The sequence below is a fragment of the Guyparkeria sp. SCN-R1 genome, assembly GCF_003932495.1.
Taxonomy (GTDB): Bacteria; Pseudomonadota; Gammaproteobacteria; order Halothiobacillales; family Halothiobacillaceae; genus Guyparkeria.
This window is the reverse complement of the sequence record NZ_QZMT01000010.1, coordinates 21254-38223: the sequence shown is the minus strand read 5'-3', so window position 1 is coordinate 38223 and position 16970 is coordinate 21254. Positions and strand designations below refer to the sequence as shown.

Annotated in this window: 18 protein-coding genes; 4 read left to right on the top strand and 14 right to left on the bottom strand. The window is 64.2% G+C overall.

Going from position 1 to position 16970, the window contains the following annotated elements:
• Positions 1–27 precede the first annotated feature (27 nt).
• The 10 genes from D5687_RS06900 to D5687_RS06855 all read right to left on the bottom strand — a co-directional run bounded on the left by D5687_RS06900 (position 28) and on the right by D5687_RS06855 (position 10423).
• Complete coding sequence (locus D5687_RS06900; RefSeq protein ID WP_125199040.1) at positions 28–1488, bottom strand: helicase HerA-like domain-containing protein; 1461 nt, start codon at positions 1486–1488, stop codon at positions 28–30.
• Between the two features lie 184 nt (positions 1489–1672).
• Entirely contained in the window at positions 1673–2266 is a 594-nt protein-coding gene (locus D5687_RS06895) for an SCO family protein (RefSeq protein ID WP_240031449.1), read from the bottom strand.
• Positions 2245–3135, bottom strand: coding sequence for a cytochrome c oxidase assembly protein (locus tag D5687_RS06890; protein ID WP_125199038.1), 891 nt, complete (start codon positions 3133–3135; stop codon positions 2245–2247). Before D5687_RS06890 ends, D5687_RS06895 begins: the two co-directional genes overlap by 22 nt.
• Before the next feature lie 26 nt (positions 3136–3161).
• Complete coding sequence (gene cyoE / locus D5687_RS06885; RefSeq protein WP_125199037.1) at positions 3162–4088, bottom strand: heme o synthase; 927 nt, start codon at positions 4086–4088, stop codon at positions 3162–3164.
• Positions 4085–5110, bottom strand: coding sequence for a heme A synthase (locus D5687_RS06880; RefSeq protein ID WP_125199036.1), 1026 nt, complete (start codon positions 5108–5110; stop codon positions 4085–4087). Before D5687_RS06880 ends, cyoE begins: the two co-directional genes overlap by 4 nt.
• Before the next feature lie 31 nt (positions 5111–5141).
• Positions 5142–5702, bottom strand: coding sequence for a hypothetical protein (locus D5687_RS06875; protein WP_125199035.1), 561 nt, complete (start codon positions 5700–5702; stop codon positions 5142–5144).
• On the bottom strand, positions 5702–6496 hold the full coding sequence (locus D5687_RS06870; protein WP_158611796.1) for an SURF1 family protein: 795 nt from the start codon (positions 6494–6496) through the stop codon (positions 5702–5704). The genes D5687_RS06875 and D5687_RS06870 overlap by 1 nt, the downstream gene beginning before the upstream one ends.
• A 96-nt stretch (positions 6497–6592) precedes the next feature.
• Positions 6593–8224 carry a cytochrome c oxidase subunit I gene (ctaD, locus tag D5687_RS06865; RefSeq protein WP_125199033.1) on the bottom strand — a complete coding sequence of 544 codons (1632 nt, stop codon included), beginning with the start codon at positions 8222–8224 and terminating at the stop codon, positions 6593–6595.
• Positions 8221–9360 carry a cytochrome c oxidase subunit II gene (gene coxB / locus D5687_RS06860; protein ID WP_240031448.1) on the bottom strand — a complete coding sequence of 380 codons (1140 nt, stop codon included), beginning with the start codon at positions 9358–9360 and terminating at the stop codon, positions 8221–8223. The genes ctaD and coxB overlap by 4 nt, the downstream gene beginning before the upstream one ends.
• An 865-nt stretch (positions 9361–10225) precedes the next feature.
• The gene (locus tag D5687_RS06855) at positions 10226–10423 is read right to left on the bottom strand and encodes a CsbD family protein (RefSeq protein ID WP_125199032.1); all 198 of its coding nucleotides are present in this window, start codon (positions 10421–10423) and stop codon (positions 10226–10228) included.
• Between the two features lie 196 nt (positions 10424–10619).
• Between D5687_RS06855 and D5687_RS06850 the strand changes: the two genes are divergently transcribed.
• Together D5687_RS06850 and D5687_RS06845 are read left to right on the top strand one after the other, a co-directional pair.
• The gene (locus D5687_RS06850; protein ID WP_125199031.1) at positions 10620–10937 is read left to right on the top strand and encodes a cupin domain-containing protein; all 318 of its coding nucleotides are present in this window, start codon (positions 10620–10622) and stop codon (positions 10935–10937) included.
• 463 nt (positions 10938–11400) lie between these two features.
• A complete protein-coding gene (locus D5687_RS06845) occupies positions 11401–12318 on the top strand; it encodes a formylmethanofuran dehydrogenase subunit E family protein (protein ID WP_204742159.1) in 918 nt (305 codons plus the stop codon).
• Between the two features lie 15 nt (positions 12319–12333).
• On the opposite strand, the gene D5687_RS06840 is transcribed toward D5687_RS06845, so the two are convergent.
• A complete protein-coding gene (locus D5687_RS06840; protein WP_125199030.1) occupies positions 12334–13185 on the bottom strand; it encodes an HD-GYP domain-containing protein in 852 nt (283 codons plus the stop codon).
• A gap of 172 nt (positions 13186–13357) precedes the next feature.
• Between D5687_RS06840 and D5687_RS06835 the strand changes: the two genes are divergently transcribed.
• Positions 13358–14284: a DUF808 domain-containing protein gene (locus tag D5687_RS06835; protein WP_125199029.1), complete on the top strand. Its 927-nt coding sequence runs from the start codon at positions 13358–13360 to the stop codon at positions 14282–14284.
• 87 nt (positions 14285–14371) lie between these two features.
• Here the strand turns inward: D5687_RS06835 and D5687_RS06830 are convergent, their stop codons facing one another.
• Complete coding sequence (locus tag D5687_RS06830; RefSeq protein ID WP_125199028.1) at positions 14372–14932, bottom strand: SgcJ/EcaC family oxidoreductase; 561 nt, start codon at positions 14930–14932, stop codon at positions 14372–14374.
• Positions 14933–15329: 397 nt separating this feature from the next.
• Between D5687_RS06830 and D5687_RS06825 the strand changes: the two genes are divergently transcribed.
• Complete coding sequence (locus tag D5687_RS06825; RefSeq protein ID WP_125199027.1) at positions 15330–15554, top strand: hypothetical protein; 225 nt, start codon at positions 15330–15332, stop codon at positions 15552–15554.
• A 100-nt stretch (positions 15555–15654) separates the two neighbouring features.
• Here the strand turns inward: D5687_RS06825 and D5687_RS06820 are convergent, their stop codons facing one another.
• Both D5687_RS06820 and D5687_RS06815 read right to left on the bottom strand, forming a co-directional pair.
• Complete coding sequence (locus D5687_RS06820) at positions 15655–16206, bottom strand: NUDIX hydrolase (RefSeq protein WP_125199026.1); 552 nt, start codon at positions 16204–16206, stop codon at positions 15655–15657.
• Between the two features lie 12 nt (positions 16207–16218).
• Entirely contained in the window at positions 16219–16833 is a 615-nt protein-coding gene (locus D5687_RS06815) for a BMC domain-containing protein (RefSeq protein ID WP_125199025.1), read from the bottom strand.
• Positions 16834–16970: the final 137 nt, after the last annotated feature.

Below are 16970 nucleotides of genomic sequence, written 5' to 3'. Positions count from 1 at the left end.
CGTTCAGGGGTGATAATCCAGCCGGGCTTATCGTTTTCCCGATAACGCGCCGAGCAGGCCGCGCACCAGGTGGCGGCCGAGCTGGGTGCCGAAGCTGCGCGCGGCGCTCTTGAGGAAGGCGACGCCGGCCGAGTCGCCACGGGATGTCGACTTTCCCTTTGTCTTCGACGGCGCATCGGCTTGCTCGTCCAGTTCCTTCTGGCGCGCCTCGGTACGCCGAGCCAGCTCCTCGTAGGCCGAGTCCCGGTCGTTCACCGTGTCGTATTGCCCGGCAAGTGGCGATCGCGACAGTACCTCGGCGCGTTCCTCGTCAGACAACGGCCCCATGCGCGAGCGGGGCGGCACGATCAAGGTGCGTTGCACCGGCTGTGGACGGCCCTTGGCATCCAGTATCGATACCAGCGCCTCGCCGATGCCCAGATCCGTCAGGGTCGCCTCGACGTCGAGACCGGGGTTGGCCGGGAAGTTCTGGGCCGCGGCACGGATCGCCTTGCGGTCCTTGGGTGTGAAGGCGCGCAGGGCATGCTGGAGCTTGAGCCCGAGTTGCCCCAGTACCGTGTCGGGCACATCGGCGGGGCTTTGCGTGACGAAGTAGACGCCGACTCCCTTGGAGCGGATCAACCGCACCACCTGCTCGATCTTCTCCAGCAGCGCCGGCGTGGCCTGATCAAACAACAGGTGCGCCTCGTCGAAGAAGAACACCAGCTTCGGTAGTGCCGCGTCGCCAGCCTCGGGCAATTCCTCGAACAGCTCGGCCAGCAGCCACAGGAGGAACGCGCTGTATAGCCGAGGCGAATCGCGGTAGAGACGGGTGGCGTCCAGCAGGCTGATCACGCCGCGCCCCGAGAAATCCGTGCGCATCAGGTCCTTGAGTTCGACGGCAGGCTCGCCGAAGAAGTGATTGCCACCCTGTTCCTGTAGGACCAGCAGACGGCGCTGGATGGCCCCGATGCTGGCCGGTGCCAGATTGCCGTATTCCTGCGAGAGCTCGCTGCGATGCTCGCCCATCCAGTTCAACAACGAGCGCAGGTCCTTGAGGTCGAGCAGCAGCATGCCTTCATCGTCGGCGATGCGGAAGGCCGCGTAGAGCACGCCCTCCTGGGTGTCGTTGAGTTCGAGCAGGGAGCCGAGCAGCAACGGCCCCATTTCCGAGACGGTGGTGCGTATCGGGTGGCCGGACTCGCCGAACAGGTCCCAGAACAGCACCGGCGAGGCCTCCGCCTGGTAGTCCGGCACCGGGATGCGCTCAACCCGCTCGTCGACCTTGGGATGAGGCTTGGCGGCGGCCGCCAGTCCGGAAAGATCGCCCTTGATGTCGGCGGCGAAGACCGGCACGCCCAGCCGGGAGAAACCTTCGGCGAGGATCTGCAGGCTGACGGTCTTGCCGGTGCCCGTCGCCCCGGCGATCAGGCCGTGCCGATTGCTCATCCGGCCCAGTTGGTTCACGGCATGGCCATCGGCCCCGCCTACCAGCACGTGTTCGCTCATCGTCGTGGCTCCCTGTCGACGCATGGAATGCCATCGAACATACACCAGCGCCTCGAGGCAGGCCATCGGGGTCGATCGCGCTCTCGCCTGTCACCCTCACGGCCGCGCCGCGCGGCCATTCGTCAATAGGTTCAGCTGACCCAGACGCCGCCTCAAGGAGAACGGCCCTCGTGCCGAGGCCGGATCAACCGGACGATTGCTCGATCAGGCGCCGGAGATCCTCGGTGATATTGGCGGTCCTGGACTGCTCGTCGATCAGCAGGCGGACCTTTCCCTGCGGGCCGAAGACGAATACCGCGCCGCTGTGATTGACGATGTAAAAGCCGTCCTCACGCGGCTCTTCGTAGCTGAAGGCAACGCGGTAACGCTTGGCCACGGCTTTGAGTTGCTTCTGGGTGCCGGTCAGGCCGACGAGGTCGGGGGTGAATTCGGTGACGTAGTCGTCGAGCACCTTCTTGTCGCGCTTGGGGTCGACCGCGACGAACAGGATCTCGACCTTGTCGGCCTGGTCGCCCAGCTTCCGGGTTGCGGCGGCCAGCTTGCTGAGGGCGACCGGGCAGACGTGCTGGCAGCTGGTGTAGCCGAAGAACATCATGGTGACCTTGCCGCGGTAGTCTTCGGCGGTGACCGGTTGGCCGGTGTGGTCGGTCAGTTCGAACTCGAGGTCCGGCATGACGCCGGTGATGTTGTGGCCGTGCCACTGGTTGGATGCCTCCCCGCTGCAACCGAGCAGGAACAGGGGCAGTAGCCAAAGGATCAGATGTTTGGATCGCGACACGATCTCACCTCGCACAGCCAAGGGTGGGGGGAAACGGGTTTCTGTACGTGACGGCTCCGGCGGTTCCATCGATGCACCAGCACCAGTCCACCGACGACGCTCATCATCGCCGCGGGAACCCAGGTGAGCAGGCCGCCAATCGCCTGGTCCGTCAGGGGTGTGATCGGCAGGATGCGGCCGCAAGCCGCGTAGATGCCGAACAGGTCGTGGTCACTCAGGGCGATGTAGGCGCCGAGGGCGATCTGCGGAAACATCACCAGGAACAGCACCAGCAGGCGGTAGCCGTAGTGGCGCATGTCGCTCGCGCCCGGCGCGCGCAGGTTGAAGATCATCCACCAGAACAGCAGCCCGTCGATCGCCATGCCCCAGTTCATCGTGTTGTAGAGCGGCACGTTGAGCATGGCGTAGAAGTGCACCGACGGGATCAGCCAGAAGTAGATCAGGCCGACGAAGATCGCGCCCGCCACCAGCGGCTCCTGGATCGCGGCATACAGGCGGCGCAGCAGCCAGTTGCGTCGCAGCGGCGCGACCACGTAACGATGGATGGGCTCGGGCAGGCCGGCCCCGAGAATCGCGGCCGGCGCCGAGACGGCGATCAGGAACGGGGCGACGTGGTGCAGCACCAGGTGCTGCAAGCGATGCATGAAGAAGCTGTGCTGGCCGTAGTAGTCGAACTGGGTCTGCAGGACGACATACATGCCCACGAGCCCGATCCAGAACATCACCGCCTGGCCAATACCGCCGCCCGCCCGGCTCCAGCCCCGCTGGTAGAGCAGGGCGGCAGCGGCACAGACCAGCAGTACCGTCGGCGAGAACTCGTACGGCACGAGGAAGGCGACAGTCTGCTCAAGCAGGGTGGGTAGCGTCATGATTCCCTCCCCGTCGGCCGGTCAACCTAGCCGATTACTGTCGGCAGAGAGCCGAGCGGCAGGTAGTGATCGGCCAGCATCAGGGCAAACAGCGCGGTCAGGTAGGTGATCGAGAAACCGAACAGCTTCATGGCCTGCCGGTCGCTGTCGACGTGCAGCAGCCGCCAGGCACGCAGGATGAAACTGCCACCCAGCAGCGTGGCACCAACCAGGTACACCGGGCCGCTCATGCCCACCAGCACCGGCAGCAGGCTGACGGGCAGCAGGGCGATCGCGTAGTACAGGGTTTGACGCTTGGTGTAGGCCACGCCGTTGGTGACCGGCATCATCGGCACCTTGGCGGCGGCATACTCCTCGCGCCGGGCGATCGCCAGCGGCCAGAAATGCGGCGGCGTCCAGACGAAGATGATCAGGAACAGGGTGATGGCCTCCCAGCCGACCTGGCCGGTGACGGCGGTCCAGCCCAGCAGGGCCGGCGCCGCGCCCGAGGCCCCGCCCAGCACGATGTTCTGCGGCCCGATCCACTTGAGATAGCGGGTGTAGATCACGGCGTAGCCGATCAGGGTGAACAGGGTCAGCACGGCGGTGAGCGGGTTGACCACGAACCACAGCAGGGTCAGCGACGCCGTGCCGAGCAGGCTGGCGAAGATGGTCGCTGCGCTTCTCGAGATGTCGCCGGTGGGTAGCGGCCGGGCCTTGGTTCGTCCCATTTCCGCGTCGATCTCTCGGTCGGCGATATGGTTGAACGCCGCCGCCGAGAAACCGGCGAGGGTGATGCCGGCGGTGCCGGCCAGGAGCAGCGTCCAGGGCAGATCTCCCGGCGGCGCGGCCAGGAGCATGGCAACCAGTGCCGTGAACACCACCAGCGAGACGACCTTGGGCTTGCACAGCTTGACATAGCTGTGCCACGGGAAGGCGCCGATCGCGGCAACCGTCTGGGCTCGAACGTTCATGTGCACACTCCCTTCGGTGCCTGACCCATCGCGGGGGTCAGCGGATGATTGAGGTGGTGATTGAGCGCGAGGACCGCCAGCAGCAGTAGCGCGGCGACCGCGTTGTGGGCGTCGGCCATCACCAGGGGCAGGCCGAACAGGACATTGGCGACGCCGATGGATATCTGCAGCCCCAGCAGGGTGCCGATGGCCACGGCCACTCGCGGCGCCACTGGGCTTGCCTTGATCGTCAATGCCAGCAGGGTGATGAACACGACCAGCGCCCCCAGTCGATGAAGCCACTGGGTGGCGATCAGGCCGGGGCCATGCAGGTCGTTCACTTCGTGCAGACCGAAGACGGAGCCGTAGTCTGCATCCGGCCACCACTGGCCGTTGCAGGTGGGGAAGCCGCTGCAGGCCAGCCCGGCGTAATTGGTCGAGGTCCAGCCGCCAAGGAAGATCTGGCCAATCAGCAGCACCAAGCCGATTGCGGCGAACCAGCGCATGCCGGGGCTTACCGTCGATGATGGCAGCGGTGTTGCCCCGGCCTCACGCAGACATCGGTGACGGTTGTCGAGCCATATCCACCAGAGCATGGATAGCACGGCCATGCCGCCCAACAGGTGGGCGGTTACCACCACGGGCTTGAGCAGCATGGTCACGGTCCACATGCCCAGCAGGGCCTGGAACACGACCAGCGCGGCGAGGGTGGACAAGAGGGCCCGATGGCGCTTGTACCACCAGCCGATCGCCACCAGCATCACGATCAGCAGGCCGAGGGTACCGGCGGCATAGCGGTGCACCATTTCGTTGAGGGCCTTGCCGGCCTCCAATGGCTGGTCGGGGTAGAGGGCGTTGACCTGGCTTTCATTGGCCTGGGCCGAACTGACCGTCAGATGGCCGTAGCAGCCCGGCCAGTCCGGGCAGCCCAGGCCGGCATCGGTCAGGCGCACGTAGGCGCCGAGCACGACCACCACCAGGGCCAGCACCGTGGCCAGGTAGGTCAGGCGACGGTAGACGCGGCCGGAACCCGTGCTTTTCATACGTTGCTTTGCCGAGTTGAGGTTCATCCCGTTAACCCTCCCCGGCCAGTCGCAACAGGCGCTCCAGGTCCTTCAGCAGTCCCTGCGGATCGAACCCGGCGTCGTAGCGCAACACCAGGTAACCCTGTCGATCGACGATATAGACGGACCCGCGTGCCAACGCCCACTGGTTGCTTTCGAGCACCTGCAAGCCCGGGTCGAAATCCGCGGGTCGGCCAGTGCCTGCCGGCTCCAGCAGGACCCGTTGCACGGCACGCATCCCTTCGTCCTGCGCCAGGCGAACCCGGCGGAGGGTGTCCATCAGCGCGCGGCAATCCGCGTCGCAGCCGGCCTGGTCCTCGCCGGCGGGCACGTGATAGAGCAAGGTCCATTTTTCCTGGAAAAGGCTGGCGTCGACGGGCTCATCGTCGAGCGTTCTCAGCCCTGCCACCGGCACCTTCTCGACGGGGGTGATCAACTCCCCGTGTTCGAGCCCGCCCCGTTTCTCGAACGGCTGGAGGGTGTACATGGTCCACGAAGCGGCCAGCGGCAGGATGAAGATCACCGCCAGGCTCAGAAGAATGATCCATTGCCGTCGATTGGCATTCGTCATTACTGCGTCCAATTTGCGTTTCTCCCTTGTTTGCCCCGGTGCAGGCCGTGCCACAGGTACACAATCACCAGTACCACCGCGAATCCGAACCACTGCGCCGCGTAGGCGTGATGCCGCGACGGGCCGAACTCATGCATGACCTCGACCTTGTGTGCCGCGACCTCGGAGCCGTCGGGATAAAGCACGACCGGCCGCAACCGGTAGCCCAATTCCTTTTCCAGCGTCCCCGGTGCAGCCGTCTGTACCACCTTGGGCCAGCCGGCGGCGAAGGTCTCGCGATCGGACAGTTCGAACGGTGGTGGCTGGGGCGTCATGGCCAGACCGGTAACCTGCACCGTTCCGGTTGGCGCCCCGACCGTGGGCAGTTGCCCGCGGCTTTCGCCTTGCGCTATCCAGCCCAGGTTGACCAGTACCGCCTCGTCGTCCGTGATGCGCAACGGCGCCAACACCTCGTAGCCCGCGCGGCGATTCCGTACCCGGTTGTCCAGCAGGAACAGGTGCTCGTCGTAGCGGCCGCTGGCCCGGACGTGCAATGGCACGTTGGTGGGGCCGAGTGATCCGATCGGCACCGGCGAGGCTTGCGTCGCCGCCGACTCGGCTTCGAGCAGATGCTGCTTTTCCGCCGCCCGCTGTACCTGCCAGACACCCAGCCCGACAAAGACCGGTAGCAGGACCAGCGTCGCGAGGCTTTGCACAAGGGCAGGGCGGAATCGATGCCCGCCGGGGGTGGTGCCCTTCGCCGATGCAGCCCCTTCGGTGAGGTCAGCCGTTCGGTTGTCCCTGGCCGTTGCCATTTTCCCCCCTCGACTTGTCGTGCTGCCGCGCGCGTCCTTCCCTGGCGACGAGATTCCGTTCATTGCGCGCTGCGGCCGAGTCGTCTCACGTTCACCTCAGTGGTAGCCGTGCGGTCCTTCGTCATGAATCGTCTGGCGAGACGGTGGTTCGGTGAACGTGTGGTACGGCGGCGGAGAGGACAGGGTCCATTCCAGGCCCTTTGCACCATCCCAGGGGCGGTCGCCCGCCTTCTTGCCGCCACGGATCGTCTGGATTACCAGCCAGATGAACAGCAGCTGGGAAAAGCCGAAGACAAACGCCCCCACGGTCGAGATCATGTTGAAGTCCATGAACTGCAACGGGTAGTCAGGAATCCGGCGAGGCATGCCGGCCAGCCCGGCGAAGTGCATCGGGAAGAACGTGACGTTGACCGAGATGGCCGACAACCAGAAGTGCCACTGGCTGAGCTTCTCGTTGTACATGTGGCCGGTCCACTTGGGCAGCCAGAAATAGACCCCGGCGATGATGGCGAACAGGGAGCCGGTCACCACCACGTAGTGCAAGTGCGCCACGACAAAGTAGGTGTCGTGGTACTGGTAGTCGGCCGGCACGTCGGCCAGCATCAGTCCGGAAAAGCCGCCGATCGTGAACAGGAAGATGAAGGCGAGCGCCCAGAGCATCGGCGCCTCGAACGTCATCGACCCGCGCCACATGGTGGCGACCCAGTTGAATATCTTGATGCCGGTGGGAATAGCGATCAGCATCGTGGTGTACATGAACAGCACTTGTGCCTCGACCGGCAGGCCCACGGTGAACATGTGGTGCGCCCAGACGATCGCCGACAGGAAGGTGATGGCGATCACGGCCCAGATCATCGAGGTGCGCCCGAACAGGGGCTTGCGGCTGAAGGCCGGCACGATCTCCGAGACGATGCCGAAGGCCGGCAGGATCATGATGTAGACCTCGGGGTGACCGAAGAACCAGAAGATGTGCTGGAACAGCACCGGGTCGCCGCCGTTCGTGGCATCGAAGAAGGCGGTGCCCAGGTGCCGATCGGTCAGGAGCATGGTGACCGCGATGGCCAGTGTCGGCATCGCCAGCAGCAGAAGAAAGCCGGTGATCAGCCAGGTCCACGTGAACAGCGGCATGTCCCAGAGTCTCATCCCCTTGGCGCGCATCTTCAGGATCGTGAGGATGATGTTGAGTGCCCCGAGGATCGAGGAGATGCCCATGATGTGGATTGCCATGATCACCCAGTCGATCGACGGCGGGGCGTAGGTCGACGAGAGCGGCGCGTACAGGGTCCAGCCGCCGCCGGGCGCGCCCTGGGGCATGAAAAAGCCGATCCACAGCATGATCGCCGCCGGCGGCAGCATCCAGAAGGCCCAGTTATTGACCCGCGGCCAGTACATGTCGTCCGCGCCGACCTGCAACGGCACCATCCAGTTGGCCAGCCCCGTCAGCCCCGGCATAATCGCCAGGAAGATCATGGTCAGGCCGTGCATGGTGGTCAGGGAGTTGAAGAACTGCGGCTGGGTCAGTTGCAGCCCCGGCTGGAACAACTCGGCCCGGATGACCAGCGCCATGACGCCGCCGACGAGCAGCGCCACCAGGGCAAGCACCAGGTACATGGTGCCGACGTCCTTGTGATTGACGGTCAGCAGCCAGCGCAGCGGGCCTTTTCTCGGCCCGTGATGGCTGTGCTCGTGTTCGATCTGATCGACTACAGAATCCGCTGTTTGATTCATCGTGCCGCCTCCACTGCTTCCGGGGTGACCAGGTCACCGGTGTCATTGCTCCAGGCATTGCGCTCGTAGGTGACCACGGCCGCGATCTCGCGATCGCTCAGCTGGTCGCCGTAGGCCTGCATGACCGGGTTTTTCTCGCTGCCGTGGATCACGATCTTCAGGTGTCCCTCGACAGGGCCGGTGGTGATCTTGCCGCCTTCCAGCGCGGGGAAGGTGCCCTCGATGCCCTTGCCGTTGGCCTGGTGGCAGGAGGCGCAGGCCGAGTCGTAGATCTTCTTGCCTTGCGCCATGGCCACCTCGCGGTTCCATGGGCCGGAAGCCTCTTCGGCCTCCGCGGCTGCAGCCTGCTTCTTCTGGGCCAGCCATTCGTTGTAAGCCTCTGGCGTTACCGCCTCGACGACAACGGGCATGTAGGCATGCCCCGAACCGCAGAGTTCGGCGCACTGGCCGCGGTAGGTGCCGGGTTCGTCAATACGTATGTCGGCGTTGTTGAACTGGCCGGGGACCGCGTCTCTCTTGAAGCCCAGCTGCGGTACCCACCAGGAGTGGATCACGTCGTCACTGGTGATGCGCAACCGAACGTCCTTGCCCGCCGGGACGACCAGCGGGTTGTCGACATCGACAAGGTAATTGGGGGCATCGGCCGGTGATTTCTCGGCGTTCAGCTGGCTGGCATCACGGCTGCTGGAGGAGAGGTTGCTGAAGAAGGAGATGTCCTCGTCGGGATAGACGTACTCCCATTTCCACTGGGAGCCGTGTACATCGACGATGACGTCCGGTTCTGGCGATGGTGAGTTGGTCTTCAACAAAACGGCCGTGGCAGGAACGGCCACGGCCACGAGGATCAGTACCGGGATGGCGGTCCAGACCACCTCGACCACGGTGTTTTCCGAGAACTTGGCCGCCTTCGCTCCGCGAGAGCGCCGATGCCGGATAAGCGACCAGATCATGACGCCGAACACGCCGACACCGATCGCCACGCAAACCCAGAACAGCAGCATGTGCATGTCGTAGGCGTCGCGGCTGACTTCGGTGACCCCGCGGGTCATGTTGAAGGCGCTTGGTTCCTCCTGCGCAGCGGCAACGACCGCCGTGGACAGGGTGGTCAGAGCCAATAGCAGTTTTTTCCACATCATCGCGGCCCTCCTTGGCTTGAAAGCTCTCGGTATGGGTTGGCGGAATCAGAAACCGTTTCTGGTAATTTAGAAATCCATTAAATACTGAACTGTCTGGTTTTCTCGAAATGCGTTGGTTACACAAATAGCACAGTTATTGGTTCTTAGTACAGCAGACGTTCCATTGCCACACAATTACCTAAAGTGTTTAGTGATTTCAGAAGCCCGGGTTTGCGTGAGGCGATGGTCTTCGCAGGCCAGCGAGGGTGCGATTCCGGGGTGGCGCGTCGGTCCTTTCGTACTATGCTGGCGCCATCCGGCTGGCCAGGAATGGCTGTTAATCCGTTGTGCCTCTTCCCTGTTGGTGATGGCGCGTGACTAAAGACCGGACATGGACGGTGGTTATGTCCCGAGAAACCGCGTGATTGATACGGTCTTTTGCCCCGGAGAATTCCGCGCTGTCATTGCGGGTATTTCCCCGAATCCCGCATGGGTGTGGCGATTGTTCGCTGGAAGAGTGGACCTGGCTTCGCCTGGCATGGCCAAACGACGTGTCGATTTAGCCGGATGCTATCCGAGACGGATTATGTTCCCGCTGGCCGAAGCGGTTTCCCCGATTGCTGCGGATCGTCCAGTGCCATTGTGACCGGGGGCGAGGGTTCCTTAATTGCCGGTTTGGCGCTTATGCATTGCGAGAGAGGCTCGCGGTGCATGTGCCCGGGGGCGGTCGGGCTTCCATTGGGCGGGCTATGTTGGGGGGAAGGGTAATGCCCAGATTGGCTGGCGGATGGCTGGAGTACGCCCCGGCTCGTGAAGGAAGACGGCTTGCTTGAGCAGGGACATGAGTCAATCAGGCCGCTGACAACAGCGGCCCGCGGTTGCGCATTCAGAGCTTGCGTTCGAACTCCTCGACCTGCTTGCGTGCTTCGTCCTTGCCAATGCCATACCGTTCCTGCACCTTGCCGATCAGGTAATCGCGGTGACCTTCGGCCTCGTCTAGGTCGTCATCCCTCAGATCTCCCCATTCCTCCTTGATACGGCCCTTGATCTGTTTCCATTTGCCTTTGATGCGGTCTGAATCCATGAGAATTCCTCCCAGTGAATAGGAAAAGGCTTGCCAAACGCGCTCGCGTCGCGGAGCGATCAAGGAATCTAGTATGGATGTCGCGCGGTTATCAAATGCGCGAAGACAGACCTATCGACGAGTTGCGCATCCGTCCCTTGCGTCGCCCGTTCACGTGGTTGCCGTTGCATGTTTCCACTCAGGAGAGACGTGATCCATGACCGCAAATCTGTTCGAAAACATGCCCGCGCACTTGACGGAAGAGTGCTTCGACACGCTGATCGAGGCCGAGCACGTGATGGTGGAACGCATCGTCTCGCACGGTCACACCTCGCCGGCCTCCGGCTGGTACGACCAGGCTCGCCACGAGTGGGTGGTCGTGCTGAAGGGGAAAGGCGTGGTGGCATTCGAGCACGGCGAGGAGGTCACTCTTGGCCCGGGTGACCATCTCAGCATTCCCGCCCACACTCGGCACCGCGTTGCCTGGACCGCACCGGACGAGGATACGGTCTGGTTGGCGGTGCATTACGACTGACGGTCGCTCGCCTAAAACCTGAGCCTGTCCAGTAGACCCGTCAAACGACGGGTCTTGTGGTTTCCGGTGCTGCGAGGCCTATGCTCGTTGATGGGCAGGGTGGCGCGAGATGTAGGTGATGAGGCGCGAGACCTGTCCACGGTGCCGGCCCCGTGAGGGAAACTCTGCACGAATGCCATGCCACTCTGGCCTGGCGAGCCGTTCGCGATCAAGGCGCGTCGTTGCCGGCGTGCCGGTGGCCACGTCAAGACGAGGCAACGTCGAGCGCGTACGGCTCGCAAGGCCCCGCAGGGCGCGCCTTGAGCCAGGCACCTGCTGCGTTGCCGTCCTTGGAAAGGGAATGCCCTTCCACGGCGGACGGACGCCTTGCATCTGCCTGGCTCAAGGCACGCAGAGCGGTATGGCATTCGTGCAGAGTTTCCCTAGGGGACGGTCGAGCGGGCATTCGTGGAGGGTCAGTGCCATGAAATCGAGTTGGGCAAGATTTGCCGCCGGGCTGGTCGCGTCATTGGGCGTGATGGGCCTGTGGGGGACGTGGTCGGCAGCAATCGCCGACGAGCCGACCTTCGAGCAGGGCCGGACGATGTTCATCGAGACGGGTGTGGAGGCGCCGGATCGCGAGCCGACCTGGTACGCCTCGATGGTGGCGCAACCCCACGCGCCGGTGTTCGAGATGCCGGCCACCCGCGGCACGCAGGGGCGCTATTACCCCTACACCTACCCGGTCACGCTCAAGGACCTGGTGCGTTTCCACGGTCACGATTGCGAGGGCACCACGCACGCGGCCAACGCGGCCTGGGTGGCCTTCCAGACGTTGTTCCCGGACGGAATCATCGATCGCAGCGTGCTGCGTGGCATCAGTGGTACCTCGCCGTGCTGGTCGGATGCGGTCGCCTACCTGACCGGCGCGCGCCTGCAGTACGGCACGCTGGGCTTTTTCAGGGACACGCGCTACAGCCACGCCATCCTGCTGTATCGCGAGGACACGGACACGGCCGTGCTGGCGACCTGGAAGCAGGGCATCAACAACATCCCGGGCGAGCCGGTGATGCTGCCGGGAAAGATCGACTGGGAGCCGACCGTATCGATGGAGAAGGTCAACGCGCTCAAGGCGGTGGTCAAGCAGGCCGGTGGCAACCCGACGCCCTACCAGGTCGACTTGATGCGCCATTACCAGTGGCAGCATATCAACGACATCCTCGAACACCCGCTAGAGCAAAGTTACCAGGCCAAGGTGATCGAGGACTTCCAGTGGGAAGAGTGGGTCGACCCGGAGAAGACCATCGCCGAGCCGCACGTGCGCGGCGACACGAGGTTGAAGAACTACCCCTACCGCAGCCGGCCGGTGGTGCCGGAAGACGAGGTGGAAATGCCCGAGTAGGGCAGGTCACCTTCCCTAGAAGAAGTACTTGCGGATCTGGCGCTCGAGCAGTTCACGTGAGCGCCGGGCGTCACCGTTGAAGTGCAGTTCGTAAAGGCGGCGGGCGATGGGACGGAAGGCCTCGACCACCTTGGGGTCGAAGTGGCTGCCGGCATCGTCGCGGATGATGCCCCAGGCCGTCTCGAAGGACATGGCCTCCTTGTAGGGGCGCGGCGAGCACAGTGTGTCGAAGACGTCGGCGACGGCGAAGATGCGGGCACCGAGCGGGATGGCCTCGCCGGCCAGCCCGCGCGGATAACCGCTGCCGTCCCATTTCTCGTGGTGACAGGCGATCACATCGCGGGCCTCCTCGAGCGAGGGGATGCCGTCGACGATGTCCTCGCCCTGTGGGACATGTGAGCGCATCAGCGCCATCTCGTGGTCGTCGAGCCGGCCGGGCTTGAGCAGGATGCGATCCGGCACGCCGATCTTGCCGACGTCGTGGAGCAGGGCGCCGGAGAGCAGGGCGCGCATCGCCGCCTTGCCCAGGCCCATGCGCTCGCCGATGGCCATGGCGATGTCGGTGACGCGGTAGTTGTGATCGCCCGTGTCCGAGTCGCGCTTGGCTACCGCCTTGCCCATGGCCTCGAGCAGGGCGACGTGGGAGCTCAGCAGGTGGCGCGACTGGCGGTCTTGCTCGTTGTTCAGGCGCACCACCATCGGGTAGATCATCGCTCCGCAGGCGATCGCCGCCAGCGCGGCGAACAGGGCGGCCGTCAGCGCGCCATCCCCCGGCACGATCAGCCACGCGCCGCTAGCCGCGACGATGGCAAGCGCGATGCTCACCACGGCGATCAGGTTGGCTGCCTTGCGTTGGTAGGAATTCATTGCCGCTTACGTTGCCAAAAGAACCGCGTGTGGGGCGAGGGGCGTTATCTTCGCATGCCTTGGGTGCGCAGTGGGCGCACCGACCCGTCGGACGTTAGCCGGTGCGCCTGTGCCACACTGCGTGACGGATCGAACGGGATTTTTTCACGAGAACTAGTAGGGAAATCGAACCATGGCCACAGCCGGGCTGCTCGCACTGCTCGACGACATCGCCACGCTACTCGACGATGTCGCCGTCTACTCCAAGGTCGCCGCCAAGAACACGGCCGGCGTGCTCGGTGACGACCTGGCGCTCAATGCCCAGCAGGTCAGCGGTGCCGGCGCGAGCCGCGAGTTGCCGGTGGTCTGGGCAGTGGCCAAGGGTTCGTTCCTCAACAAGCTGATCCTGGTGCCGTCGGCCTTGCTGATCAGTGCCTTCCTGCCGTGGCTTATCACCCCGCTGCTGATGCTCGGCGGGCTGTTCCTGTGTTTTGAGGGCGCGGAGAAGATCGCCCACAAGTGGCTGCACAGTCCCGAGGAAGACGAGGCGCACCGCAGGGAGGTGCTCGAGGCCGCCGTCGACGGGAAAAAGGACATGAAGCAGGCGGAGAAAGCGCAGATCAAGGGTGCGATCCGCACCGATTTCATCCTCTCGGCCGAGATCATCGTGATCGCGCTGGGCGCGGCGAGCGCGGCAGGCATATGGACGCAGACCGTGGTGGTGTCACTGGTGGCGCTGGTGGCCACCGTGGGCGTCTACGGGCTGGTCGCGGGGATCGTGCGCTTCGATGACTGGGGGCTGGCGATGGTGAAGGGTGCCGGAGGCGATGCCTGGGGACGCTTCAAAGAAGCGGTCGGGCGCGGCATCCTGGTGGCGGCACCGAAGTTCATGCGCGGGCTGTCGGTTGTCGGCATGGTCGCCATGTTCCTGGTCGGTGGTGGCATCCTGGTCCACGGCCTGCCGTTCCTGCACCATCTGCTCGAATGGATTGATCCCGGTTTCGAGGGTCTGGCCGGGCTGCTGGTCCCGATGTTGTTCAACGGGATCGTGGGGCTGGTCGCCGGGGCGATCGTGCTGGCGGGCGTGACCGGATTCCAGCGGATTCGCAAGGCCCTGTAGGGCGCTTGGCCAACCGGTTCGTTGCGACCTGAAAAAACGCCCGCCAAATTGGCGGGCGTTTTGGTTTGATCGTTGCGATCGCGCTGATCAGTCGGTCGGCATCATCGAGGAGTGGTGATGCACGATCAGCCAGCGGCCGTCGCGGTTCTCGTAGACGAAGGTGTAGCGGGCCGGGACGTCGCGGGTCTCGTCCCCGTCGGTGACGCGAAAGGTGTAGGTGCCGGCGTCGGTCAGCTTGTTGCAGCCAAGCTTCACGTTGCGCGTGTTGATGGTGCCGACCGGGTCCTTCTCCAGGAAGTGCTCGAAGTAGTCCTGGATTTCGGCGTGGCTGGTGCGCGGCACATTGGAGACAGTGGGCAGCAGCACGCCGTCCTCGGCGTACAGTGCCGTGACCTTGGCGGCGTCACCGGTCTGCAGGGCGGCGTTCCACTGGTTGAACAGGTCTTCGGCCAGGCGGCGCGTCGCCGGGGCGCAGATCACGCAGCTCTCGTTGGCGGGCACGTCGATCGCGTCGTAATGGCTGCCGGTGCCGGTGACTGAGCGGTAGGCATCGCGGTGGGACGAGCCCAGGCTCAGGCGTGAGTTCGGCGCATCGTCGGCGCTGAGAAAGCGGGTGCCGCTGATGCGCGGGCGGTTGCTTCTGGTCACTGATCGGTCTCCGTCACGATTCGATGGGGCCGGGAAATCCTGCCAGAAATGATGTCTGGAAGTTCAGCGGGAAAGCCCTCAAGAAGCCCGCCATTGTAGGGATTCCGGGCGTCGATGTCATTTTCGGCAGCACCGATCAATGGTGGGCCGCATACATACCTTGTTCGACAACTTCGAAATCACGGCCCGGGGCCTGTGCCCGCCTGTGGCCGTCGTTCGTCGAGAACGAATGCTGCGAGAATCGGGGCTCGGTTTGCTTCGATATTTTTCCATGACACAGCGGTGACGAGTGGCCTACAGTGGACCAGTGGGCGCCTCGGAGTGTTCCGGGGCTGTCACTCACCACGGTCGGCCGCCTTTTGCGGTACGGCCTGATCACGACAAAGGTGTGATGCTCATGGCAGAGAAGATGGACGCGGAACGCGGTTTCTACCGCAACGGCAACATCCTGGTTGAACAGGCCACCGACGGCATGTATCTGGTGCAGCGGCCCGCACGGCGACCCCGCAAGGGATCGACCAACGGACGCATGACGGTGCCGGGCGACATGGAGACCCTCTACGAGACCACGGTGTTCGACGACGCGGTGGACCACGCTCGCGGCCTCGCTAAGGCAAGCTAACGGCCTTCTTCGGGCCGCCCAGTGCGACCCCATGACGAGAAAGCCCGGATCCATTGGATCCGGGCTTTTTTGTGCCGACTGGTGTCGTGCCAGTGGGGGATCAGCGCATCTTGCGTGTCTTGTCGACCATGCGCAGGGTCGAGCGGCTGTTGTTCAGCCGCGTGACCATGGAGACGGGCACCCAGCGCACCTCGAAGGATTCTTCATTGCCCGGCGCGGGGACGTTGTCATCCACTTCCACCAGGTAACGGATATCGATGTGGTGGTGGGGCATCGCGTCCGGGTGCGGCTCCTGGGTGGCGTGGATGTCGACATCGAAGATCTCGTCACCGACCAGCCGGACATGCTCGGGCGATACACCCGTCTCCTCGACGCACTCCTTGAAGGCCACGGCGCGCATGTCGGTGTCGCCGTCGGCATGCCCGCCGGGCTGCAGCCAGCAGTCGAGCTTCTTGTGGTGCATCAGGAGCACCGCGGTACGCGAGGGATTGACCACCCAGGTGGACGCCGAGACGTGCGCCGGCAGATGCTCGCGGTAGAAGGTGTCGGGGTGCGTGGCAACGAACTGCCGCGCGCGCTGGACGAAGGCGGCCTCGTCGAGGTAGCGCGTGTCGTAGCGGGCGAGTTGGTCAAGCAGGTCGCAGCGATGCATGAGTCGGCGCCCCTAGGTCATGGCGGGGTTCTTGACCGCGGCGATGGCCGCGCGGGCGGCCTCGTCGACGTTGCCCTCGGTGCCGGCAATCGTCAGGCGGCCGTACTTGCCGACGGCCCGTACGTCGATCAGCGAGATATTGGCCGCCTTTTCCGCCTGGTTGGCGGCGTAGACGACGTAACCGGCCGGCTCGACCTCGAGGATGAACATGCTCTGGTCGGGCAGGATCATGTTGCCGCGGCGGTTCTGGCGGTTGATCAGTACCGTGTGGTCCGGCGTCATGCCGCGGATGATCTCCTGCCAGGCGATCTCGCAGGGCTGGCGCTCGGTCTGCTCGCGGCCGAGGTACTCGAGCACCGTGTTGCCGGCCTGGACCACGTCGCTCTGCACGCGGTGGTGGATGACCATCGAGCCGAAGGCCCGCTCGACTACCTGCTGCGCCAGGCGCACGCTGGAGGCCTTGAGCGCGATGTCGGTCAGTCGGTGGACGGCCATCCCCGGCGAGACCTCGACCCACAAGCAGGCATCGCCCGGGACCGGCAAAAAGCCCTGGGACGCCGTCGCCAAGTACTCCGCCAACTGGGGCTGGAGCGAGTCGATAAAGACGTACGTCCGAAGTTCGATCATCGAGCGGGGACCTTGGCGCGAGCCATAATCAAGTATCAGGAAAGGTCGAATGGCGGCGAGTCTACCATCAGCAGGAACCGGGAGGAATTGCGATCCCTTATGGTTGCCATACGGTAAACGAGGTATGCACGAATCTC